General features: G+C 33.5%; 22 protein-coding genes. 10 read left to right on the forward strand and 12 right to left on the reverse strand.

The window, feature by feature from the left end:
* Positions 1-46 precede the first annotated feature (46 nt).
* The 5 genes from ACFFGL_RS03635 to rpsO all read right to left on the reverse strand — a co-directional run bounded on the left by ACFFGL_RS03635 (position 47) and on the right by rpsO (position 5761).
* On the reverse strand, positions 47-1246 hold the full coding sequence (locus ACFFGL_RS03635; protein ID WP_309728515.1) for a glutamate-5-semialdehyde dehydrogenase: 1200 nt from the start codon (positions 1244-1246) through the stop codon (positions 47-49).
* A 29-nt stretch (positions 1247-1275) separates the two neighbouring features.
* A complete protein-coding gene (gene proB, locus ACFFGL_RS03640) occupies positions 1276-2046 on the reverse strand; it encodes a glutamate 5-kinase (RefSeq protein ID WP_309728513.1) in 771 nt (256 codons plus the stop codon).
* Positions 2047-2067: 21 nt separating this feature from the next.
* The gene (gene proC, locus ACFFGL_RS03645) at positions 2068-2871 is read right to left on the reverse strand and encodes a pyrroline-5-carboxylate reductase (RefSeq protein ID WP_309728511.1); all 804 of its coding nucleotides are present in this window, start codon (positions 2869-2871) and stop codon (positions 2068-2070) included.
* 320 nt (positions 2872-3191) lie between these two features.
* Positions 3192-5360: a polyribonucleotide nucleotidyltransferase gene (locus ACFFGL_RS03650; RefSeq protein WP_309728510.1), complete on the reverse strand. Its 2169-nt coding sequence runs from the start codon at positions 5358-5360 to the stop codon at positions 3192-3194.
* 131 nt (positions 5361-5491) lie between these two features.
* Entirely contained in the window at positions 5492-5761 is a 270-nt protein-coding gene (gene rpsO / locus ACFFGL_RS03655; protein WP_309728508.1) for a 30S ribosomal protein S15, read from the reverse strand.
* 173 nt (positions 5762-5934) lie between these two features.
* Between rpsO and ACFFGL_RS03660 the strand changes: the two genes are divergently transcribed.
* The 3 genes from ACFFGL_RS03660 (at position 5935) to ACFFGL_RS03670 (ending at position 9095) form a co-directional block, all read left to right on the forward strand.
* Positions 5935-6366: an HYC_CC_PP family protein gene (locus ACFFGL_RS03660; protein WP_309728506.1), complete on the forward strand. Its 432-nt coding sequence runs from the start codon at positions 5935-5937 to the stop codon at positions 6364-6366.
* Positions 6367-6466: 100 nt separating this feature from the next.
* The gene (locus ACFFGL_RS03665; protein WP_309728504.1) at positions 6467-8710 is read left to right on the forward strand and encodes a TonB-dependent receptor; all 2244 of its coding nucleotides are present in this window, start codon (positions 6467-6469) and stop codon (positions 8708-8710) included.
* 22 nt (positions 8711-8732) lie between these two features.
* On the forward strand, positions 8733-9095 hold the full coding sequence (locus ACFFGL_RS03670; RefSeq protein ID WP_309728503.1) for a heavy-metal-associated domain-containing protein: 363 nt from the start codon (positions 8733-8735) through the stop codon (positions 9093-9095).
* Positions 9096-9171: 76 nt separating this feature from the next.
* Here ACFFGL_RS03670 and ACFFGL_RS03675 read toward each other — a convergent pair whose 3' ends face one another.
* Both ACFFGL_RS03675 and ACFFGL_RS03680 read right to left on the reverse strand, forming a co-directional pair.
* Positions 9172-9672 (reverse strand): hypothetical protein, encoded by a 501-nt coding sequence (locus tag ACFFGL_RS03675; RefSeq protein WP_309728501.1) that lies wholly within the window; start codon positions 9670-9672, stop codon positions 9172-9174.
* A gap of 17 nt (positions 9673-9689) precedes the next feature.
* On the reverse strand, positions 9690-10484 hold the full coding sequence (locus ACFFGL_RS03680) for a hypothetical protein (RefSeq protein ID WP_309728499.1): 795 nt from the start codon (positions 10482-10484) through the stop codon (positions 9690-9692).
* 110 nt (positions 10485-10594) lie between these two features.
* Between ACFFGL_RS03680 and ACFFGL_RS03685 the strand changes: the two genes are divergently transcribed.
* The 4 genes from ACFFGL_RS03685 (at position 10595) to ACFFGL_RS03700 (ending at position 12668) form a co-directional block, all read left to right on the forward strand.
* On the forward strand, positions 10595-10957 hold the full coding sequence (locus ACFFGL_RS03685) for a helix-turn-helix domain-containing protein (protein ID WP_309728497.1): 363 nt from the start codon (positions 10595-10597) through the stop codon (positions 10955-10957).
* A gap of 495 nt (positions 10958-11452) precedes the next feature.
* The gene (locus ACFFGL_RS03690; RefSeq protein WP_309728496.1) at positions 11453-11890 is read left to right on the forward strand and encodes a hypothetical protein; all 438 of its coding nucleotides are present in this window, start codon (positions 11453-11455) and stop codon (positions 11888-11890) included.
* Positions 11874-12230 (forward strand): hypothetical protein, encoded by a 357-nt coding sequence (locus tag ACFFGL_RS03695; protein WP_309728494.1) that lies wholly within the window; start codon positions 11874-11876, stop codon positions 12228-12230. Before ACFFGL_RS03690 ends, ACFFGL_RS03695 begins: the two co-directional genes overlap by 17 nt.
* 63 nt (positions 12231-12293) lie before the next feature.
* Positions 12294-12668 carry a hypothetical protein gene (locus ACFFGL_RS03700; RefSeq protein WP_309728492.1) on the forward strand — a complete coding sequence of 125 codons (375 nt, stop codon included), beginning with the start codon at positions 12294-12296 and terminating at the stop codon, positions 12666-12668.
* 96 nt (positions 12669-12764) lie between these two features.
* Here the strand turns inward: ACFFGL_RS03700 and accD are convergent, their stop codons facing one another.
* The 3 genes from accD to tamL are packed head-to-tail and all read right to left on the reverse strand — an operon-like array spanning position 12765 to position 17358.
* The gene (gene accD, locus ACFFGL_RS03705) at positions 12765-13625 is read right to left on the reverse strand and encodes an acetyl-CoA carboxylase, carboxyltransferase subunit beta (protein WP_309728490.1); all 861 of its coding nucleotides are present in this window, start codon (positions 13623-13625) and stop codon (positions 12765-12767) included.
* Between the two features lie 47 nt (positions 13626-13672).
* On the reverse strand, positions 13673-14740 hold the full coding sequence (fbaA, locus tag ACFFGL_RS03710) for a class II fructose-bisphosphate aldolase (RefSeq protein WP_309728489.1): 1068 nt from the start codon (positions 14738-14740) through the stop codon (positions 13673-13675).
* A gap of 47 nt (positions 14741-14787) precedes the next feature.
* Positions 14788-17358 (reverse strand): translocation and assembly module lipoprotein TamL, encoded by a 2571-nt coding sequence (gene tamL / locus ACFFGL_RS03715; protein ID WP_309728487.1) that lies wholly within the window; start codon positions 17356-17358, stop codon positions 14788-14790.
* A gap of 35 nt (positions 17359-17393) precedes the next feature.
* Here tamL and ACFFGL_RS03720 point away from each other — a divergent pair, with 35 nt between their 5' ends.
* The gene (locus tag ACFFGL_RS03720; protein WP_309728485.1) at positions 17394-18119 is read left to right on the forward strand and encodes a TrmH family RNA methyltransferase; all 726 of its coding nucleotides are present in this window, start codon (positions 17394-17396) and stop codon (positions 18117-18119) included.
* Between the two features lie 8 nt (positions 18120-18127).
* Here ACFFGL_RS03720 and porT read toward each other — a convergent pair whose 3' ends face one another.
* Together porT and ubiE are read right to left on the reverse strand one after the other, a co-directional pair.
* Positions 18128-18823: a type IX secretion/gliding motility protein PorT/SprT gene (gene porT, locus ACFFGL_RS03725; protein WP_309728483.1), complete on the reverse strand. Its 696-nt coding sequence runs from the start codon at positions 18821-18823 to the stop codon at positions 18128-18130.
* Positions 18824-18827: 4 nt separating this feature from the next.
* Positions 18828-19556, reverse strand: a complete 729-nt coding sequence (gene ubiE, locus ACFFGL_RS03730) for a bifunctional demethylmenaquinone methyltransferase/2-methoxy-6-polyprenyl-1,4-benzoquinol methylase UbiE (protein WP_309728481.1) — start codon at positions 19554-19556, stop codon at positions 18828-18830.
* Positions 19557-19689: 133 nt separating this feature from the next.
* Between ubiE and trkA the strand changes: the two genes are divergently transcribed.
* Both trkA and ACFFGL_RS03740 read left to right on the forward strand, forming a co-directional pair.
* On the forward strand, positions 19690-21039 hold the full coding sequence (trkA, locus tag ACFFGL_RS03735) for a Trk system potassium transporter TrkA (RefSeq protein ID WP_309728479.1): 1350 nt from the start codon (positions 19690-19692) through the stop codon (positions 21037-21039).
* Positions 21039-22535 carry a TrkH family potassium uptake protein gene (locus ACFFGL_RS03740; RefSeq protein WP_309728477.1) on the forward strand — a complete coding sequence of 499 codons (1497 nt, stop codon included), beginning with the start codon at positions 21039-21041 and terminating at the stop codon, positions 22533-22535. The genes trkA and ACFFGL_RS03740 overlap by 1 nt, the downstream gene beginning before the upstream one ends.
* The last annotated feature ends 19 nt before the right edge of the window (positions 22536-22554 follow it).

The following is a 22554-nucleotide window of genomic DNA, read 5'->3' on the forward strand; positions in this document are numbered from 1 at the left end:
TTTCCAATTAGAAAACAGGTTTTTTTAATTTGTTGAATTTAGGAAATTATTCTCTTATATGACCGTCACCAAATACATAATATTTATTGGTCACTAATTGTTTTAATCCTAATGGACCGCGGTGGTGGAGTTTATCGGTACTAATTGCCAATTCTGCGCCAACGCCCATTTGCCCACCGTCCGTAAATCGAGTAGAAGCGTTATGGTAAACTGCCGCACTATCTACTTGCTCCATAAATTTAGAAGCTTTTTCTTTATTTTCCGTTAGAATAGAAGCGGAGTGACCACCAGAATATTTGTTAATCATTTCAATAGCTTGGTCAAGTCCGTCAACTTCAGCTAATAAAATTTTAAGGGCTAAAAACTCTTCGTACCATGTGTCTTCATTTGGAATTTTTTCTTCATCAGCAAGAGTTTTTCCAACTTTTTCATCAACTAAAATATCCACATTTACTTTCTTCATCACTTCTTGAAGCTCTTTTAATTTGGCTTCATAATTCGGGATATTTTTGTCAATTAAGACTTTATCTAATGCATTACAACCAGAAATTTTATCGGTTTTTGCATTAACGATAACTTTTACAGCTTTTTCCCAATCGGCATCTTTAGAAACATATAAGAAATTATTTCCTCTACCGCTAATTAAAACTGCGCAAGTCGCATTATCTTTTACAAATTTAATAAGACGCTCGCTTCCACGAGGAACAATTAAATCTAATTTTTCAGTAGGATTTTTTAAGAAATCTTGGGTTTCTTCACGTTTTAAATGGAGTAGTTTAATCCAATCTTTCGATAAGCCGTTTTCTTCTAGAGCTTCGTGCCAACATTTTTCTAAAATTAAATTACTGTTAATGGCTTCTTTTCCACCTTTCAGTAAAATTTTGTTATTAGCTTTAAAAGCAAGAACAGCCGCTTCAATAGTTACATCTGGACGAGATTCATAAATAATCATAATCGTTCCGAAGGGAGCAGTTCTATTGGTAATTTTTAAACCGCTATCTAAGGTGATATCAGAAATCTCGTTTCCAACTGGATCGTCTTGTTCTTTCACCTCTTTTATGGCTTGAATCATTCCGTCAACTTTTGCTTCATTTACCACTAATCGGTCATAAAGCGCTTGATCGTCACGATTAAAAGCTTCGAGATCTTTTTTATTTTCTTTTATAATATTGTCGCGTTCCCGATCAATAATTTTCATCATCGATTCGAGTACTTGATCTTTTATTTTTGAACTTAAAAGTTTCATGTGTTGTTTTTAAAATTAAACTTAATTTTTTATGAAATAAATTTAGTTCCTACATCCATATCGTTAATAATGTCTACAATTACATTTTCTCTTTTTCCGTTTGCGATATAAGTAGGTATGTCTTTTCCTGCCGTGCCTTTGGCAATTTTTAATTTAGACTCCATTCCGCCACGACCTTCACCTTCTTTTTTGTCAGAAGCTTGAACGTATTTTTCAACGTTTTGGGTGACTTTTACTTCATCTAATTTTTCTGAATTTTCATCGTCTGGGTGACCTGTATAAAGTCCGTCTGTATCCGTTAAAATAATTAATCGATCCGCATCGATTAATTCAGCAACTAAACTCGCTAATTCATCATTATCTGAGAACATAGACATTGTTAAAGAAACAGCGTCGTCTTCATTGGCGATTGGAATAATTCCTTCAGAAAGAAGACCTTCGTAACAGTTAATCATATTTTCTCTGTATTTTCCAGGCGTAAAATCACGTTTTGTCGCTAAAACCTGAGCGCAACGCATTCCGTAATCATGGAAAATACTATAATAATGACGCATCATTCTAGGTTGCCCGACAGAAGAATAAACTTGTCTTCTCGTAGACTTATCTTCGATAGAACATTCGCCTAACACTTCTTTTCCTGCAATTGCTGAACCTGAAGATACTAATACCACCATAATGTCGCGTTCATATAGAACGGCAATCTGGCGTACTAATTCTTTTAAAACAGGACCTAAAATTCTGTTATCTTTGTTGGTTAATACATTGGTACCAACTTTTACTACAATTCTTTTAATTGGCATAATTTGGTTTTGTTGGTTAATTTATTTTTCTCCAAGCTCAACTGCTCGGTCAAATGCTGCGTAAGCCGCATCTTTAATTAATTCTTTTACGTTGTTATCTTCCATAGAGTCTAAAGCGGCTCTTGTGGTTCCTCCTTTAGAGGCTACACGATCCATCCAAGATTCTGGAGAAAGGTCAGACTTATTAAATAATTCTACCGCTCCTTCAAATGTATTGCTTACAAGAACTTTAGAATCGTAATCTGAGAAGCCCATTTTTAAGGCAGCTTCCAGCATAGATTGCATAAAATAAAATACATAAGCGGGTCCACTTCCTGAGATTCCTGTGGATGCATCGATAAAGTTTTCACCATCTACGTGAATAGATTCTCCTGTTGTATCTAAAAGACTACGAATCATAATTAATTCTACTTTCGATACGTCTTCAGATTCAGTATAAGACGTAACGCCTTTACCCACTTGTGCGGGGAGATTAGGCATCGTTCGTACTACTTTTTTAGCTCCAAGACGTTCTTTAATAGAGTCTATGGTTACTCCTGCCATTAACGACACAAATATTTGTTGATCGTTAATCATAGGTTTTAATTCTTCAAAAAGATCGTCACTATGATAAGGTTTTACCGCGATGAAAACAACATCTGCATTTGGTAAACAATCTTCTAACTTATCGTATACATCGAAATGTGAAACTTCTTCTAAGGCTAAAATTTTTTCTGGATCAGTATCATAAATTCTTAGGTTATGTTTACTAAGCAATGGTGATTTGGCCATTCCTTCAGAATAGGTTAATCCCATATTTCCTGCTCCAATAACTAATACTTTCATTTTTTCAATTTATTGATTATCAGTTTAATTTTTCTACTCTATAAGGTGCAAGTTCTATGCAGAAATAGCTTATAAAGTTGTTGGTTTTTAGTGAATCAACAATTTAACAATTATGAAGTGTTTTAGCTGTGTGTTTTACATTTTTTTAATAAAATACCTATAGGATACTGATTTTTGAGATTTTAGTAATTTTTTAGAAATGTGACAAAGCGTCAACTTCTCGCAAGTCTGTCAGTTAAAGAATTGTTAATGTGTTGAAATAAAAAAAGCCCTGATAAATAAATCAGGGCTTTTTTGAAAATTTAAAAGAGTTTAAAAAACTACTCTTTTTTATCATTATTTTCTTTAGAAGAATCTTTTTTGTCTTCTCTTGGTGGTCTTGGAAGTAAGGCTTTTCTAGAAACTTTTTCTTTTCTAGTTTTTGGATCTACTCCAAAATACTTAACATCAATAACATCACCAAGCTTTAGAACATCGGTAACATTATTTGTGCGTTCCCAAGCTAGTTCAGAAATATGTAACAATACTTCATTTCCTGGAGCTTCAACATATTCTACAACGGCTCCAAAATCTAAAAGCTTAATTACTTTTACTTCGTAAACGCTTCCTTTTTCTGGCTTAAATGTAATTGAATCTATTTTAGCAAGAACTTTATCGATTCCTTCTTGACTGGTTCCTAAAATTTCTACAATTCCTTGTTCAGTTTCAGGGTCTTCATTAATTACGATTTCGGTTCCTGTAGTTTTCTGTAATTCTTGAATTACTTTTCCGCCAGGACCAATAAGCGCTCCAATATATTCACCAGGAATTCTTCTGGTAATAATTTTTGGCGCGTGGGCTTTAACTTGCTTATTTGGTTCAGCAATCGTATCGGTTATTTTTCCTAAAATATGGAGTCTTCCTTCTCTTGCTTGTTTTAGCGCGTTTACTAAAATTTCGTAAGAAAGTCCTTTAATTTTAATATCCATTTGGCAAGCGGTAATTCCATCTTCGGTACCGGTTACTTTGAAGTCCATATCTCCTAAAGCATCTTCATCTCCTAAAATATCAGAAAGAACAGCATAATCATCACCTTGAGAAATTAATCCCATCGCGATACCAGAAACCGGCTTTTTTAATTGAATACCAGCATCCATTAATCCCATAGTTCCTGCACAAACCGTTGCCATGGAAGATGAACCGTTAGATTCTAATACTTCTGAAACTACACGAACAGTATAAGGACAATCTTCTGGAATCATTCCTTTTAACGCACGTTGCGCTAAGTTTCCGTGACCAATTTCTCTTCTTGAAGTTCCTCTAATTGGGTAAGCTTCTCCAGTTGAAAAAGGAGGGAAGTTGTAGTGTAAATAAAATGTTTCCTCACCTTGGTAAGTTGGTAAATCTACTTGATTGGCTTCTCTTGAAGTTCCTAAAGTTACGGTTGCTAAAGCTTGTGTTTCTCCTCTTGTGAAAATTGAAGAACCGTGTGTAGAAGGTAAATAATCTACTTCGCACCAAATTGGACGAACTTCATCGGTTTTTCTTCCATCTAGACGAATTCCTTCTTTTAAAGTTAAGTCGCGAATGGCTGCTTTTTGAGTTTTTGCGTAATATTTTTTAACTAAGTCGCCATTTTCTTCTAATTCTTCTTCTGAAAATAAAGCTTGTACTTCTTCTTTTAAATTTGAAAAAGCGTCGCTGCGTTCTTTTTTTCCGTGACCGCCTTTAGCGATGTCATAAACTTTTTGATAAGCAGCTTCATGTACTTTTTGTTCAATAGCTTCATCATTACGTTCTTTTTCGTATTCACGTGTTTCTTTTTTTCCGAAAGCTTCTGCTAATTTACGTTGAGCTTCACATTGCTTTTTAATCGCTTCGTGAGCAAACTTGATAGCTTCTGCCATTTCTTCTTCAGAAATTTCATCCATTTCTCCTTCAACCATAGAAACACTATCTTCTGAAGCACCAACCATCATATCGATATCGGCTTCTTCTACTTGCGAACGACTAGGATTAATAATGAATTCACCATTTACGCGTGCTACACGAACTTCAGAAATAGGATATTCAAATGGAATATCTGATAACTGAATTGCTGCTGAAGCGGCTAACCCGGCTAAAGCGTCTGGCATAACTTCATCATCATGCGACATTAGCTGAATCATTACTTGTGTTTCGAACCTGTAATCGCTTGGAAAAAGTGGACGCAAAACACGGTCTACCAAACGCATGGTTAAAATTTCTTCGTTACTTGGTCTGGCTTCTCTCTTAAAAAATCCGCCAGGATATCTTCCTGCTGCAGCAAATTTTTCGCGGTAATCTACCGTTAATGGAAAGAAATCCATCGTGCTCGGTTTGTAAGAAGATACAACCGTACAAAGCAACATAGCGTCACCCATTTGTACAACAACAGACCCGTGGGCTTGTTTTGCTAATTTTCCGGTTTCGAGTGAAATGGTTCTTCCATCTCCTAAATCGATAACCTCTTTAAATGTTTGTGGAATCATAATTTTTTTAATCTAATTAAACAATGGTCGTTGTGTTGTTGTGTAGTGTTGTAGGTGACCAATGAAAAACTACCCTTTTGCTAAGGGTGACATTTATAACAAAAAAAAGGGGCATAAAAGCCCCTAATTTCTTATTTTCTTAATCCTAATTCTTTTACAATCTCACGATATCTTATAATGTCTTTTTTCATAAGATAATCAAGAAGGCTTCTTCTTTTTCCTACTAGAGCTACAAGAGATCTTTCTGAATTGAAGTCTTTTTTATTGTTTTTTAAGTGATCAGAAATGTGTGCAATTCGTTTTGTAAATAATGCGATTTGCCCTTCTGCTGAACCGGTATCGTTTTTACCTTTACCGTGTTTTTCGAACAATTGTTCTTTTTCTTCTTTTGTTAAATACATTCCAATATTATTTCAATGATTATTATGTATAGATAGTTTTTCTATCGAGCGGCAAATATAGTATTTATTTTTCTAATTATTACTTTAAATAAGTTACATTTTTTATGGCTAGCAAGTTATAAATAATAAGATTAGCATTTTAAACAGTTGTATTTATTTATTACTTTTACCCCGTGAAAAATAATTGGCTACGTACTGTTTTAGTTTCAATTTTGGCTGTTTGTGTGCTTGTCTCTACAAGTTCATTTACAGTTAATAAGCGCTTTTGTGGTGACTCTCTAATAGAGACGAGTATTTTTGTGGAATTAAAACAATGCAAAAAAACAACTTGCACAACTCTGCATGCTGAAAAAGAACACTCACAAAAAGTTGCTGAAAATTGTTGTAAAAAAACTAGTGATGTTATTTATGGACACGAAAATTTAGGCCTTAAAAAATATGGGTCTGAAAAAATAAAACTTCACAAAAAGCAGGTAATAACTGCAACCCAAGTTTTTAGTGGTTTTTTGAGAAAAAATAATCAAGAAAAAAAACTTGTTCTCTACGAGCCGCCTTTACTTTCTCAAAAGAATTTACTTCAGTATTATCAAGTCTTTCTTATTTAATGTTTGCATTTACTTTTTGTAGATGATTAGTATGATTTATTTGAAAGAATTGTTGCAGTGCTATACAATTCAGTTCAACAATATTTTATAAACATTGAATATGAAATACCTTTTTAATATATTATTTCTTAGTGTTTCTTTAATGAGTTTTTCACAAGAAAAAGTTGAAGGAACCCTATTCGAAAAAAATGACGAAAATAAATCCTTACCTTTATTAGGAGCCAATGTTTATTGGTTAAATACCGATGTGGGAACGGTAACCGATTTTGACGGAAAATTTTCAATTCCTTATAAAAAAGATTATCAGAAATTGGTGATTAGTTATGTAGGATTTGAAACCGATACGATAAGTGTAAAAAATCCTTCTAAAAAAATAATCCATAAGTTAACGCCAAAAAGTTCGTTAGATGAGGTGAAAGTAGTCTCACGAAAACAAGCTACTTCTCGTTCTTATCTTGAGGCACAAAATACAATAAACGTTAGTAGCGATGAATTATTAAAAGCAGCTTGCTGTAATTTGTCGGAAAGTTTTGAAACCAATCCCTCTATTGATGTAAACTTTGCAGATGCCATTTCAGGAACACGTCAAATAAAAATGTTAGGCTTAACAAGTCCGTACATTTTAATAGCGATGGAAAATATTCCAACAGTCCGCGGTGCTGCGCAAGCTTATGGGTTATCGTTTACACCGGGAACTTGGGTAGAAAGTATACAAATCACTAAAGGCGCCGGAAGCGTAGTAAATGGTTACGAAAGTATTGCCGGGCAAATTAATGCAGAACTTCAAAAGCCCTTAAAAGATGATAAGCTTTTTGTTAACTTATATGGCGCTAGCAGCACGAGAGTAGAAGGAAATGTACATTACAATACCAATGTTAGTAAAAAGTGGAGTACAGGTTTATATGTACATGGAAATATGCATCAAGAAAAACACGATGTAAATAATGATGGTTTTCTAGATATGCCTTTGTACGAACAAATAAATGTAATGAATCGTTGGCAGTATACCGATAATGAAAATGGTTTAGTGGGCTTTATTAATCTTCGTTTTTTAGATGATTATAAACAAACAGGCGAATTAAATTTTGATCCAGAAACCGATAAATTAACAACAAATACTTGGGGAAGCGAGATAGAAACCAGACGCTACGATATTTCCGGGAAATTAGGTTATGTAAATCCAGATTTACCGTGGCAAACTTTAGGTGTTCAATTTGCAGTAAGTGGTCATCAACAAGATTCTTATTTCGGATTAAGAAGATATAATATTGAACACAATAGTGTGTATTCTAATCTTATTTACAATTCTATCATTAGCGACTCTAGACATAAAATTAAAACCGGAATTAGTTTTACATACGATGCTTATGATGAATTGTTGCAAACGCAGAATTTTGAACGAATAGATAATTCTGTGGGAGGATTTTTTGAATATCAATTTGATAACTTGGAAAAACTAAATTTAACTGCGGGAGCTAGAATAGATAATCACAATCGGTTAGGATTATTTGTAACACCAAGATTTCACATGCGTTATACACCTTGGGGAAAATCTGCTTTTAGAGCTTCTTTTGGTCGCGGAAAACGTTCGGCTAATATTTTTGCTGAAAATCAGAATTTATTTGCTACCGCAAGAACAATTAATATTGTGGAAAGTAATGAAGGTGAAATTTACGGTTTAGATCCTGAAATTGCATGGAATTACGGTGTTTCATACCTGCAAGGTTTTAATTTATTCGGACAAAAAGGAGATATAGCCTTTGATTTTTACCGAACAGATTTTCAAAACCAAGTGGTGGTAGATTGGGAAAACCCAAGAGAAATCAGCTTTTATAATTTAAAAAATGAAAGTTTTGCCAATAGCTTTCAGACTGAATTGAATTATAATCTTCTAAAAGGATTTGATACCCGTCTTGCCTATAAATATTATAATGTAAAAACTAAATATCAAACCGGAGAAAAAATAAAACCCCTAACAGCACAACATCGTTTTTTCGCAAATGCTTCTTATGCAACACCTGTAAAAAATAATAGTCGCTGGAAATTTGATGTCACTTATAATTGGCTGGGTAAACAACGTTTTGCATCAACAGCAAGTAATGCTCCACAATATCAATTAGGAGAATATTCACCTGAAGTAAATACAGTAAATGCTCAGATTACGAAGGTTTTTTCACCAAAATTTGAAGTTTATATTGGAGGAGAAAACATTACAAATGTTCGGCAATCTAACCCGATTTTAGGAGCTGAAAATCCATTTGGTTCAAATTTTGATAGTACATTCGTATACGGTCCAATTTTTGGAAGTTTATATTATGCCGGTTTACGGTATCGAATTAATTAATTTTAACTTATAAATTTAAAAAATGAAAAATTTATTCTTATTCATATTTGTATTAACCACAACATTCTGTGCAGCTCAAAATAGAAATGCTAAAGCCACTTTACAAGTAGATGGCGTTTGCCAAATGTGTAAAGAGCGAATAGAAAAAGCAAGTATAAAGGCAAAAGGAGTAAAAATAGCCGACTGGAATGTTGAAACACACGAATTAAAACTAATTTATAACCAGAAAAAAACCAGTTTAGAAGATATTAAAAAAAGTATTATAGCGGTTGGTCACGATGTGGAAGATATGATAGCAACAGATGAAGCTTATAATAGTGTTCATCCCTGTTGTCGTTATCGTGATGAGGTAGTTCAGGATGATCATAAAAACGATAAAAAGTAATTTACTTTTGGATTGATAAAGGTTAAACTAAAAAAAGGCTACCTTAAAAGAGCAGCCTTCTTAAATTAATGTTTTTTTAAAAGACAACCTTGAACCCAAGAAAAGACTGCATAAAAATGTTGGTTTCTTTATTAAAAGTTGTTGCAGCACCTAAATTAAAATAAAGTGGGCCTGTTAAATTATAAGACATTGATATACCTGCATCTACACCTATAGCAGTATCTTCCTTATCATAATTTTCAAATTGTAATAATGAAAGACCGTAAATTATATTAAATTTAAAGGTCTTGCTTTTAGCAAATTCTGTCCCTGCTAACAACGCGTATTTAAAAATATTGTAATCTGTTTCGTTTTCTCTTTGAATATCAGCATAGCTAAAGTTTAAACCTAAGGTTAGGCTACTATCCTGAAAACTTTTGGTTACTTCAAAATTAAAAGCTTGACCATAATGATCATCTGCCAAAGCTAAACCCGCATTTGCAGTAAGTGCTACAGTACCGTTTTCGGATTTCTTGCTGTTTTCGTCCTGAGCAAAAACCGTCAAACTCAAAAAAAAAGGAATAAGGATTTTTTTCATAGTATTTAATACTTATTTTATTTTGACAATACGTCCCATGCTTTATCAAATGCGGCACTCGCAGCACCTGCACCTTTAATACCGCCTGCTATACCACCAATAACTGTTGAACTTCCTGCAACTGCTCCTGCTACACCACCTATTACATCAGCAGTAACTGTAAGCCACTTTCTTAATTTCCATCCTTGAGTAACAGGGTATTGAGCATCCCAATACAACATAGAAAACCTGCTTACTGATCCAGCAATTAAAACAACAGACTTTTCTTCTAATGGTATCCTTAACATTTCATTTTCTACATTTTTTATTTCATTAATTAATGATTCAGCGTTATAACCATCATAATTATCTATTATAGAAAATATTTCTACAAGTTTTGACTTTTGAAGAGAAGAAATTTCTAATTGCTCAATATAATCTTCAAAACCATTTTCGTAATCATTCATGGCTTCATTAATAACGGGTTCAAGAAAATCTACAGAAGCAAAATTGCCGGATTCAGGATATTTTTCATTAAAATGAATTTCTACTACTTTATAAACATCATCTAAAGATTCTGTAACATAGATATTGTTTCTAAAACTCTCAAGAGCTTGGTTGTGTTCTGCTCCTACGTAATCTAATGGGTTTGATGGATTTGCGGCTAATTCCCATTGAGAGGTCGTAGAATAAGTAATGTTTGAAGAATTAAGACTTTCTTCATTTTCAAGTATTATTGAGTTTTCAGGGTTTTCTGTAAACGGACTTTCATCCTTTGAACAACCAATTAATAAACCAATAACAGCTAAAATAATTAAAAATTTTGTTTTCATTTTAAAAATTGTTTTAAATTAATATTCCAGCAAACATATTCTTAAAACTGTATAAAAATGATTTTTTTTAAATCAAAAATAGTAACTTAGTAACTGAAATTAGTTATATAATGACTGGAACTGGCAAATGTATCAGGAAATTTAGGCAAGAGTTAGGCTATTCACAAGAATATATGGCAATGCAACTGTACATTTCGCAAAGTAATTATGCGAAAATAGAAAATGAGTTAATAAATATTTCAACCCAGCGATTAAAAGCCATTGCCGATATCTTAGAAGTTAGTATGCACGATTTGCTCGTAGAACATACTAAAAAGACCATCACATTATTAGACACAGAAGACGACCTTGATCAAAAAGTAATTGAAGGTTTATATATCACTACCAGAGCACTTTATGAAAAAATAATAGACGATAAAGACAAAGAAATAGCTTTTTTAAGAGAAGAAATTAAGAATCTTCGAGCAAATTAGTTCTATTGTTATCAAAATTTATTGATTTTTTTACTGGTGTAAACTTCTTTGCCCACGCTATGGTGAGACTTTCTCAAGTTTAGAAAATACTATTTTTACAATATCATTAAATCTTTTAGGCTTAATTTCATTTTAAACAAAAATAAAAAAGGCTATCTACCTTATTAGATAGCCTTTTTTTCTTATGATTTATAATTCTTTGTTAAGCTCTTAATTCTTGATTTTGAATAAGGTATAAATAAAAATTTACTTTATTTTTTGTTAATAATTTACACTTTATGCTTTTTGTAGTGATATATTATATATATTTAACAAATTTTTTATTTTAACTTATTTTTTGGTTTCGTGCAGTTCCGCTTAGGGGTTTTATTCATTTAAAAACCTTTAAAATTTAAATTAAAAATAAGTAGGGCGTTAAGCAGAGAATCTGCAAGCCAAATCATAGTGACCTTAATTCGTGGTTTTTGGTAATTAATATTTATTACTGTTTTAATTATGAAAAATGTTTTAAAATTTGGAATGAGCTTGTTTATGTTTACAATTGTTTTTATTTCCTGTTCTAGGGAAGATGAATTGGAGGCAAATGATGAATCGGCATTTGAATTTAATTTAAGCCCAAATTCGGTGAAATTGGTTACTTTTAATTTAAATACTGGAAATAACTTTTCTTCTGCAATAGTAAATTCAACCCAAACCGTTACTATGATGTCTTTCCCATCGATTGAAGAATATGAGACAAATGTTCAAATGCTAGAAGCACAAGTTGAGACGCATGAAGATGATTTTATGGAAGAATACAATTATCTCGACGAAGAAGAATTGAATAATATAGAAGAAAGAAGTGGTTTTAACTCACAAGCTCTTTTAATAGCATTTGAAGAAACCCATAATTTTCCAATTCAATTAAAATATTATCGTGGTAGGAGGTCTTAAGCTAAGGGTAAGTATTTTGCTTGCTATTTTTTTTCAGGTTACTTGGGCTCAATCCCCACGCAACGACCTTCCTAAATTTAAAGGATTTAAACATTGGGGTTATCATTTAAGCGGAACGCTTTACCGTGCTGGAGTTGTTGAACGGCAATTTGGTTCTTATGACTTAGAAAGTCAACCAGTTTTGACTGGTCGAATTGGTTTTGAATATATTTTTAATCACCAAAAGGAATGGATTTTTCGTTCAGGTATTTATCTGGATTTAGCTCCTTTCTATAATTTGAGATTTGGTATTTTAGAGAGAGATTTACCGGAAAATTATGGCTATACTTATTTTACTTAGTGACCAAAGAATTATGGGAAATTATTATTTACTATCCCTATATTAACTGAGAAAAAAATTCAATTGGGTAATAGTCTCTTTTTCTATACTAATGGGGGATTTGATTTTACCTTAATAAGTAAAGGAGGTACAGAATTATCTTATAGTTATGGGGATGAATTTTTGAAGGAAGAACGACAAGTTTTTGTATTATACGAGAATACTTCTGGTTTCTTTATTTATCCAAGTTTACGAATTGGTCCGGGCCTTTATATTATCTCTGAAAAAGTATTGTATCAAATTGGATTTGTCTATAAAAAATCTTTAGTTCCCTATTTAAAAGGGGAGTATCAGTTCGGTAATTTGGAGGAGTCAAAACCCACGCGCGGAAATTTTAAAATGACCGGTGATTTTTTGGGATTGGGCGTCACTATTTTTCTAAAGAAAAAAATAAATTAGTAGTGTCCAATCAACTATTTTTAAATTACAAGTAATATAAAATAAGCTGCTGTCTGCAGCTTATTTTATAGTTGAATAGGTGTAAACTTACTTATTTTAAGCTCTTAATTCTTGATTTTGAATAAGATCTAAATAAAGATTTACTTTATTTTTCAATTCTTTTCTAGGCGTAATAAAATCTAAAAAGCCGTGTTCTTCTAAAAATTCTGCTGTTTGGAAACCATCAGGTAATTCTTTTCCGGTGGTGTCACGAACTACACGAGGACCCGCAAAACCAATTAAAGCTCCAGGTTCAGAAATATTAATATCGCCTAACATAGCAAAAGAAGCGGTTGTCCCTCCGGTTGTTGGATCTGTACATAACGAAATATACGGAATTCCCGCATCGCTTAATTGTGCTAATTTTACGGAAGTTTTAGCCAATTGCATTAAGGAAAGTACAGCTTCCATCATTCTGGCACCTCCAGATTTTGAAATAATCATAAATGGAACTTTATTCTTCAAGGAATAATCTGCAGCACGGGCAATTTTTTCACCAACTACAGAACCCATAGAACCTCCGATAAATCTAAAATCCATACAGGCGATCACTAACTCTTTTCCTTTCGATTTTCCTACCGCAGTTCTAATAGCGTCTTTTAAACCTGTTTTATCTTGCGCTTCTTTTAAACGATCTGGATATTTCTTTTTATCTTCGAATTTAAGCGGATCTTTAGCTGATAAATTTTTATCAAGCTCTTTGTACTTGTTATCGTCGAATAAAATTTCGAAATACTCGTTGCTCCCAATTCTTACGTGATAACCATCTTCAGGGCTTACGTAAAAGTTTTTTTCTAATTGTTCTGCATCAACAATTTTTCCTGTAGGTGATTTGTACCATAAACCTTTAGGTACATCTTTTTTATCTTCCGTTGCAGTTTGTATTCCTTTTTTTGTTCTTTTAAACCAAGCAGCCATAATATGTGGTGTTTAATAATACTAATTGATAAGTAAATACGAGAAAATTATAAAGTGTTTACGTTGTTAAGATCTTCAAAAGCTTTCTTTAATCTTGCTTTAAAAGTTTGTTCACCTTCTCGTAACCATTTTCTTGGATCGTAATATTTTTTATTCGGTGCGTCTTCACCATCGGGATTCCCGATCTGGGTTTCTAAATAATCTTTATATTCTTTCATATAATCGCGAACACCTTCTAAAAACGCATATTGCAAATCGGTGTCGATATTCATTTTAATAACGCCATAGCCAATTGCTTCGCGAATTTCTTCTACGGTAGAACCGCTCCCGCCGTGAAAAACAAAATCGATATGATTATGTTCTACGCCATATTTTTCAGTAATATATTCCTGAGAATTTTTTAGAATTTTTGGAGTTAATTTTACATTTCCGGGTTTATAAACCCCGTGAACATTTCCAAAAGCTGCCGCAATGGTAAACTGATCGCTTACTTTACTTAATTCTTCATAAGCGTAAGCTACTTCTTCGGGTTGCGTGTAAAGTTTAGAAGAATCTACATCGGTATTATCTACGCCATCTTCTTCACCACCGGTAATTCCTAACTCTATTTCTAACGTCATCCCCATTTTGCTCATGCGAGCTAAATATTCTTTACAGATTTCGATGTTTTCTTCAAGCGGTTCTTCACTTAAATCAATCATATGTGAACTGTAAAGTGGTTTTCCAGTTTCTTTAAAATATTTTTCTCCTTCAGTTAATAAGCCATCAATCCACGGTAATAATTTTTTCGCGCAATGGTCTGTATGCAAAATTACAGTAGCTCCGTAAGCTTCAGCTAACGTATGAATGTGTTTTGCTCCTGCAACACCGCCTAAAATTGCTGCTTTTTGATTTGTATTATCTAAGCCTTTTCCTGCGTTAAAATTAGCGCCACCGTTTGAAAACTGAATTATTACAGGTGAATTTAATTCTGCAGCGGTTTCTAAAACAGCATTTATACTATCTGAACCCACTACGTTTACTGCCGGTAAAGCATAATTATTTTCTTTTGCGTGGTTGAAAATTTCTTGAACTTCCTTTCCGGTAGCTACGCCGGGTTTTATATTGTGACTCATGCTCTGAATTTAATATTTAGGTTACAAAATTAATAAAATAAAACTGCTTAGAAGGGATAATTAATACCAACATTATAAACAGCGTTTCCGAAGTTATAATTTCTGAACCATTGTTTGTCTGAAGCAGCAGGATTATAGGTTTTAAAGCCTACATCTAAGCGAATAACAAAAAAATCGAGATCGTAGCGCAAACCAAAACCAGAACTAATAGATAATTCTTTTAAATCTGAAAATGATGAAAAAACGGAAGCTTCATCTTCTACGTTATCCCAAATGTTCCAAATATTTCCTACATCTATAAAAACAGCACTATTTAGCGCACCAAAAAGATTGAAGCGGTATTCGGTGTTAAAAGTAATTTTCATATTCGCTTCATTAAATTCGTTCACGCCACCGCTGCTTCCGGGACCTAAATCGTAAGCTTGCCAACCGCGATTGTCATTTGCACCGCCTGCAAAAAAACTACGCGCAAATGGAATACTGTTAGAATTTCCGTAGGGAACTGCAATTCCGCCTAATGCTCGAATGGCAAAAATGTTTTTTTGTCCTAAATCCCAATGTTTTATAAAATCGGTTTCCAGTTTCACGTATTGAGAAAATTGTACACCGAATAAGTTATAATTTCCTTGACTGTTTTTTTCAAGATTTAATAAGGGAGCTAATAGCGATAAGGTATTTCCGGCGCCTTCAATTTTAAATCGGAATTGAGAGAATTCTTCATCATAAATATTTTCTCTCGTGTTTTTTATAAAATTAAAATTTGAAGCGACAATAAGGTTGTCTTCCGTAAGTCTATTTCGACGTTCAATTATATTTCTTGTAATTCTATTTTCTTCGCGGCTTAAGGAAAAAGTATTGTTATTGAAATCATTAATAAATGCTTTTGTTCCCGAGGGAATTGATAAATCGGGTTCATCGGTACTCGAAGGATCTGGCGCTTCGAAATAATTAGGATTTACTTGATCACGATTATTTTGTGCAACTTCATTTAGTCTACTGTAAGAATTTCGGTAAACATTAAAATAATTTCCGGAGTTGAGGTTTCGCACGTATTGTAAATCCAATAATTCAAAACGATGCGTTAACTCATCTGAAGGATACCAGCGATACGAATATTTTCCGGTAACGTTTTGTTTGTCTAACCCAATATTATTTTGCGTGCTAACTCCTACACTTAATGTGGTAAACGGCGACATCGATTTAGGAATTATTCCGTCGGTATTAAATAGGAATGCAATTTCAGGAAAAGTTAAGTTTACATCGGCTCCAACTTCAGAAATATTAAAAAAACGGTCTTCGCTATCGGCTGCATCTTTTGATGAACCAATACTCGTACGTCCTGCGACTTCAAAAATTTCGGCGCCGCCAAATACATTTCTAATTAAAAGTGAACCTCCAAAACCAATTCCGAAATCTTGAATATTACTCCGCGAAACATCAAAATTATAAGTGACTCCAAATTTTGGTTTTGGCGTTAAAAAAATATTACTAATTAATTTTGTTCCCGTTGTATCCCGAGGATCTGGCATATATTGAATTGTCGGGTATTTAAATGTGCGTAATTCGCCCATCCGTTTATAGGTAAGCGAGCGATCTTTATCTCGGTAAACGTTTCCTTTTTTTATGAAAACCGCATCGGTAATTACCTCAGGTTGGTATTTCATTTCATCGAAACTGTACAAATTATAATTATTTACTTGTGCAGAATCTGTTAAAGGTCTGTTTCGGTTGGCGTATTCGTAATCGGTAAAAATATTAACTTCACTTATTGAGTGAATTTTAAACGGAACAGTATAACTTGTATCTTGCTTCTGAATTTCGCGATCTGAAATTACTAAATCAATATTTACTTTGTGATTAGTGTTTATGGTATCGGCATCAAAAGAAATGTAATCTTGTTCAAAATGATAGAGTCCGTTATTTCTGAAAAGACTTGTAATGCGTTCCCGTTCATCTTCAAAATTGGCGGTTTTAAATTGTTCTCCAGAAATTACTAAACTTTCTTTTTGGTTTTTTCGATAAATAGAATCTGCGTCTTTTGAAGAAATTCGAGATTCAATTGAATCTAAAATATAAGGCTGATGCGTGTTTACAAAATAATCTACTGTGGCGTGTTTGTTTTCCTGTTTCGTGATTTTATAATCGGTTTCAGCATTAAACCAACCATTATTCCAATACCAAGCTTTTAATTGTATGGCAGATTTTTCAGCTTTTTCTTCATTTAAAATAACAGGTGCTTCACCGGTTTCCTTTAAAAATTCATTAAAACTTACATAACTGTTCCCTAAACGTTCCACTTGTTTTTTAGATAAAAAATTTATGAGTCGTTCTTCTCGTTTCGGTTTTCGATGAAGCCAAGCGTAAAAAGCAGAATCGGGTTGGGGTTTTGCGATGTTGTAAATATGCAATCGCAGCGGAACATTAATAAGCGGCAACTTTACATTGGGCCGTTGCGCGAGTTGATCGTAAACTTCTTTTTTAGAAATTTCTTTATCGTTCTCGAAAATTGTATGTTCTGCGAGTAAATGTTCATCTTCATCAACTCTTTTTACCGCATTACATCCAAATATAATTCCTACCAAAAGAATTAATGATATTTTTGTAGCAACAGTTCTCAAATAGGAAAATTTTCGAGTCAAAAATACATCATTTTATGATTAGCAAAAGCCAAATAAAGTTAATAAACAGCCTATCGCAAAAAAAGTACCGCAATAAAAATAATCTTTTTGTGGCTGAAGGAATAAAAGTAATAAAAGAGCTTTTGAAATCTGATTTTGAATTGGAAATGATTTTTTCTGAAGTTGATATGTTTTTTACCGCCAAAGATAAACTGGAAATTATTTCGCCGGAAATATTAAAAAAAATATCGAATCTTTCTACACCGCAAACTGCTCTCGCGTTATTTAAAATTCCGCAGCATACAATTTCTGCCGATTTAGATTTTGCAGTTGCTTTAGATGGAATTCGTGATCCGGGAAATTTAGGAACCATTATTAGATTGTGCGATTGGTTTGGCGTTTCTCATTTAATTTGTTCTCAAGATACGGTAGATTGCTATAACCCGAAAGTAGTGCAAGCAACAATGGGTTCAATTGCACGTGTTAATATTATTTATACCGATTTAAAAACATTTATTGAAAAATCGAATTTACCGGTTTATGGCGCATTTATGAATGGCGAAAATATTTACAAAAAATCTTTTTCTCCTAAAGGAATTGTGGTTTTAGGAAATGAAGCAAACGGAATTTCTTCAGCAATCGAACGTTTAATTTCTCAAAAAATAAGCATTCCGCAGTTTGGCGAAAACCAAAAAACTGAAAGTTTAAATGTAGCCACCGCAACCGCTATTCTTTTAAGTGAATTTAAACGAAATAGTTAATTGTAAAATTATTGAAAAGTAAAATTGATGAAAACTCCACGCGTTGCCATTTTATCAATATTTCCAGTATATGGGCTATTCGGATCTACGTCTCTTTTTAATTCATCGTTTATTGCGAAAATCGCTCGAATTGAAGGCGTAAATTTAAAATAGAAGAGGTAAAAATCTATTCCGAAGCCTACTTCATAATAATACGTGTTGGTATTCATTCTAAATTCACCAACGCTGTTATCGTCTGGGTTGTCTTCATTACTCGATAAGTTAATAGAAGTTGAAACACCGCCAACTACAAAAGGTTTAAAGTTATTTAAACGCTTTGTTGAAAATTTCACTAAAAGTGGAACATGAACGTAAGTAGATTTTACTTCTCGAAAATTATCTTCAGGAATGTCGGGAAAGGTTAAATTTCTATTGGCAAACATTACCCCAGGTTCTAAACGTAAATCTATATAATTGTTAATTCGTAAATTTCCTATTAAACCGACGTTGAAACCTATACTTTTTTCAACAAGAATATCTTGAGTTCTATCTTTATAGTCAAATTTAAAATCGTACATATTTGTACCTAAAAAATAACCCCAAGACCAACGTTGTTTGTCAAAATTATCTAGGTTTCTAATTTTCGATCCGTCTCTAAAAAATCCTTGTGCGTGAATACCTTGCAGCGTTATAAAAAAACTTAAAATAAAAAATATTCTTTTCATACACTTATTTTGATGCTGTATAAATTGTTGCTACGCCAAGCGTTTGTGGCTTATCTTCTATACTAGTAAACCCAACTTTTTGTAAAATATTGTTGAACTTTTTTCCGTATGGAAAAACAGCAGCACTATCACTTAAATATTTGTAAGCAACTTTGTCTTTTGAAAATAACTTACCAATTACCGGAAGAATAAATTTTGAATATAAATTGTAACCTTGTTTATAAGGAGTTTTGGAAGGAACCGAGGTTTCTAAAACCACAAAAACACCGGTAGGTTTTAATACGCGACGAATTTCAGCTAAACCTTTTTCAAGATTTTCGAAATTCCGAACGCCAAACGCTACGGTAATTGCATCAAAAGTATTGTCGCCAAATGGTAACGCTTCAGAATCTCCTTGAACCATTTCAATTTTTTTTGTAAGGTTCTTTTTCGCGATTTTTTCTTTCCCGATATTCAGCATTCCTTGAGAAATATCTAAACCGACCACTTCTTCAATTCCTGCTTCGGCTAAACTAATCGCCAAATCTCCCGTTCCAGTAGCGATATCTAGCGCATTTTTCGGGTAGGTATCAGTTACTAATTTTATAACTTTTTTTCGCCAAGAAGTATCAATTCCAAAGGAAATTACACGGTTTAAGCCGTCGTAATTTTCAGAAATATTATCGAACATTTGCTCTACTTGCTTCTTCTTTGTAAGCTTAGAGTCTTTGTAAGGAATAACCTTTTTCGCCATTGCAAAATTTTTCGCAAAGATACATTTTATAGTCTAGATTCTAGATTTAGAGCTAAAAAATTGCAGTTTAGTTACTTATCTAATTCTATTAAAATAACCTATCTTTGTCGCTGTTGAAAATTTCATCTTTATTATGAAGATTATTATTGCGGGCGCTGGTGAAGTCGGTTTTCATTTAGCAAAATTACTTTCTTTTGAATCTCAAGATATTACCTTAATAGATAATAATAAGAAAAATCTTGAGTATGCCGATACGCATTTAGATATCCAAACTATAAAAGGCGACGCAACTTCTATAAAAATTCTGAACGATTCTCAAGTTAAAGGCTCAGACCTCGTGATTAGTGTAACTTCTAGCGAAACCACTAATATTACCGTTTGTGTTTTAGCTAAACAATTAGGCGCAAAAAGAACGGTTGCCAGAATTTCTAATACCGAATTTCTTGAACATAAAAGTGAGATTGGCTTTAAAAAATTTGGGATAGATGAATTAATTTCTCCTGAAGCTTTAGCGGCAAAAGAAATTGAACTTTTACTGAATCAATCTGCGTTTAACGATACCTTTCAGTTTGATGAAGGAGCGTTAACAATGGTAGGTTTTAAACTTTCTAGAAATGCTTCTTTTGTTCGGAAAACTGTTCAAGAAGCTGCTGAAATTTTCCCCGAACTTCATTTTGTGCCGATCGCAATTCAACGATATGGAACACAATACACGTTAATTCCCCGCGGAGATACGCAGTTTAAAGAAGGCGACCAAGTGTATTTTATTACTACGGAAGATGGTGTAGAAGAATTATATAAACTTACCGGAAAAGTTAAGCAGGAAATAAAAACCGTAATGATTCTCGGCGGAAGTAAAATCGGTCGACGAACTGCAAAAGATTTAAGCGAAGCGAAATTCAATGTAAAACTTATTGAAACCGATCGTGAGAAAGCCTACGAACTTGCTGATGAACTTCCAAAAGTGTTGGTAATTAATGGCGACGGAAGAAATGTTGAACTCATGGAAGAAGAGAACATTCATGACATGGATGCGTTTATCGCGCTTACGGGAAATTCTGAAACAAACATTATTTCCTGTTTGGTAGCAAAATCGAAAAGTGTTCGAAAAACCATTTCGTTGGTAGAAAATATGGACTATTTTCAGTTAAGTCATTCTATCGGGATTAATACGCTTATCAACAAAAAATTACTCGCGGCAAATAATATTTTTCGTTACATCAGAAAAGGTGACGTTGTAGCGATGACAAAACTAAATAATATGAATGCTGAACTTTTAGAGTTTATCGTCCATAAAAATTCTAAAGTTGCCAACAAAAAAATTATCAATATAGATTTACCGCGTTCTGCAATTATCGGTGGAGTTATTCGAGAAGGAGAAGGAGTAATCGCATTAGGTGATTTTTTAATTCAACCTGGCGATCGCGTGGTGGTTTGTTGTCTTCCGCGATCTATCAGAAAAGTTGAAAAACTCTTTTTATAATGCCCAAACTAAATTTTCGCATCATTATTCATATTATGGGATTGCTGTTACTTTGTAATGGCGGTTTTATGCTTATTGCGGCTTTAGTTAGTTGGTATTACCAAGATGGCGTAACAATGCAAATTACAGCAGCTTCGTTAACTACCATGTTTTCTGGAGTTTTATTAATGTTTGTGACGCGAAATCACCAAAAACTAATGAAGCAACGCGAAGGTTATCTTATCGTTTCATTAGGGTGGATTTTTATGGCGGTAAGCGGAATGCTTCCGTATTTATTTTCTGAAGCAATTCCTGAAGTAACCGATGCTTTTTTTGAAACCATGTCGGGTTACACTACAACCGGCGCAACTATTCTAAACGATATTGAAGTTATTCCCAAAGGAATTTTATTGTGGAGAAGCTTAACCCATTGGATTGGCGGAATGGGAATTATCGTTCTAGCTGTTGCAATTTTACCAATGTTAGGAATAGGTGGTATGCAACTTTTCGCCGCCGAAGCTCCGGGACCAAGTGCAGATAAATTAAAACCGAGAATTGCCGATACCGCAAAAAGATTATGGTTTATTTATGTAGGTTATACTTTTGCTGAAACAATTTTATTGAAAGTCGCCGGAATGGATTTTTTCGATGCGGTAAATCATGCGTTAAGCACACTTTCTACGGGCGGTTTTTCAACTAAAAATGCGAGTATTGCGTATTGGAATGATCAGCCATTAATACAATACATTATCATTCTCTTTATGTTTTTAGCGGGAATGAATTTTGTGATGAGTTATTTTGCTTTTAAAGGAAAATTTGGTCGCCTATTGAGAGATGAAGAATTTAAATGGTACGCAATTTTTATAGGTTCTTTTACTGTAATCGCTTCGCTATTAATTTATTTTGAAGCCGATGTAGGATTAAGTTCGATAAAACACCCGATGGTTTTAGGAGAAGCTGAAAGTGCCTTTCGGCATGCACTTTTTCAAGTATTGTCGGTCATTACAACTACAGGTTTTGTTTCTGCCGATTTCACTATGTGGACACCCTTTTTAACGATTTTTTTCTTCGGAATGTTTTTTCTCGGCGGTTCTGCAGGTTCAACCGCTGGAGGTGTAAAAGTTGTACGTCATATTATTATGATTCGAAACGGAATTACGGAATTTAAAAGAGCGCTACATCCTAACGCGATATTACCGGTTCGTTTCAACGGAAAAATGATTCGTGAAAATATTGTATTTAATATTCTTGGCTTTTTTATCCTTTATATGCTCGCGTTTATTATTGGCGCCATTGTATTAGCTTATTTAGGGCTAGATTTTCCTACAGCTATAGGTGGAGCGGCTTCCTCGTTAGGGAATATCGGTCCGGCATTTGGTGCGTTAAGTCCAGTAAATAATTTTGATGCTTTGCCAGCGCCCGGAAAATGGTGGTGTGCGTTTTTAATGTTAATTGGTCGTTTAGAATTATTTACGGTTTTAATTTTATTAACGCCTTTCTTTTGGAGAAATAGATAGAAAATAAAAAAGTCCTGAC

The organism is Mesonia maritima (assembly GCF_042433895.1).
GTDB lineage: Bacteria > Bacteroidota > Bacteroidia > Flavobacteriales > Flavobacteriaceae > Mesonia > Mesonia maritima.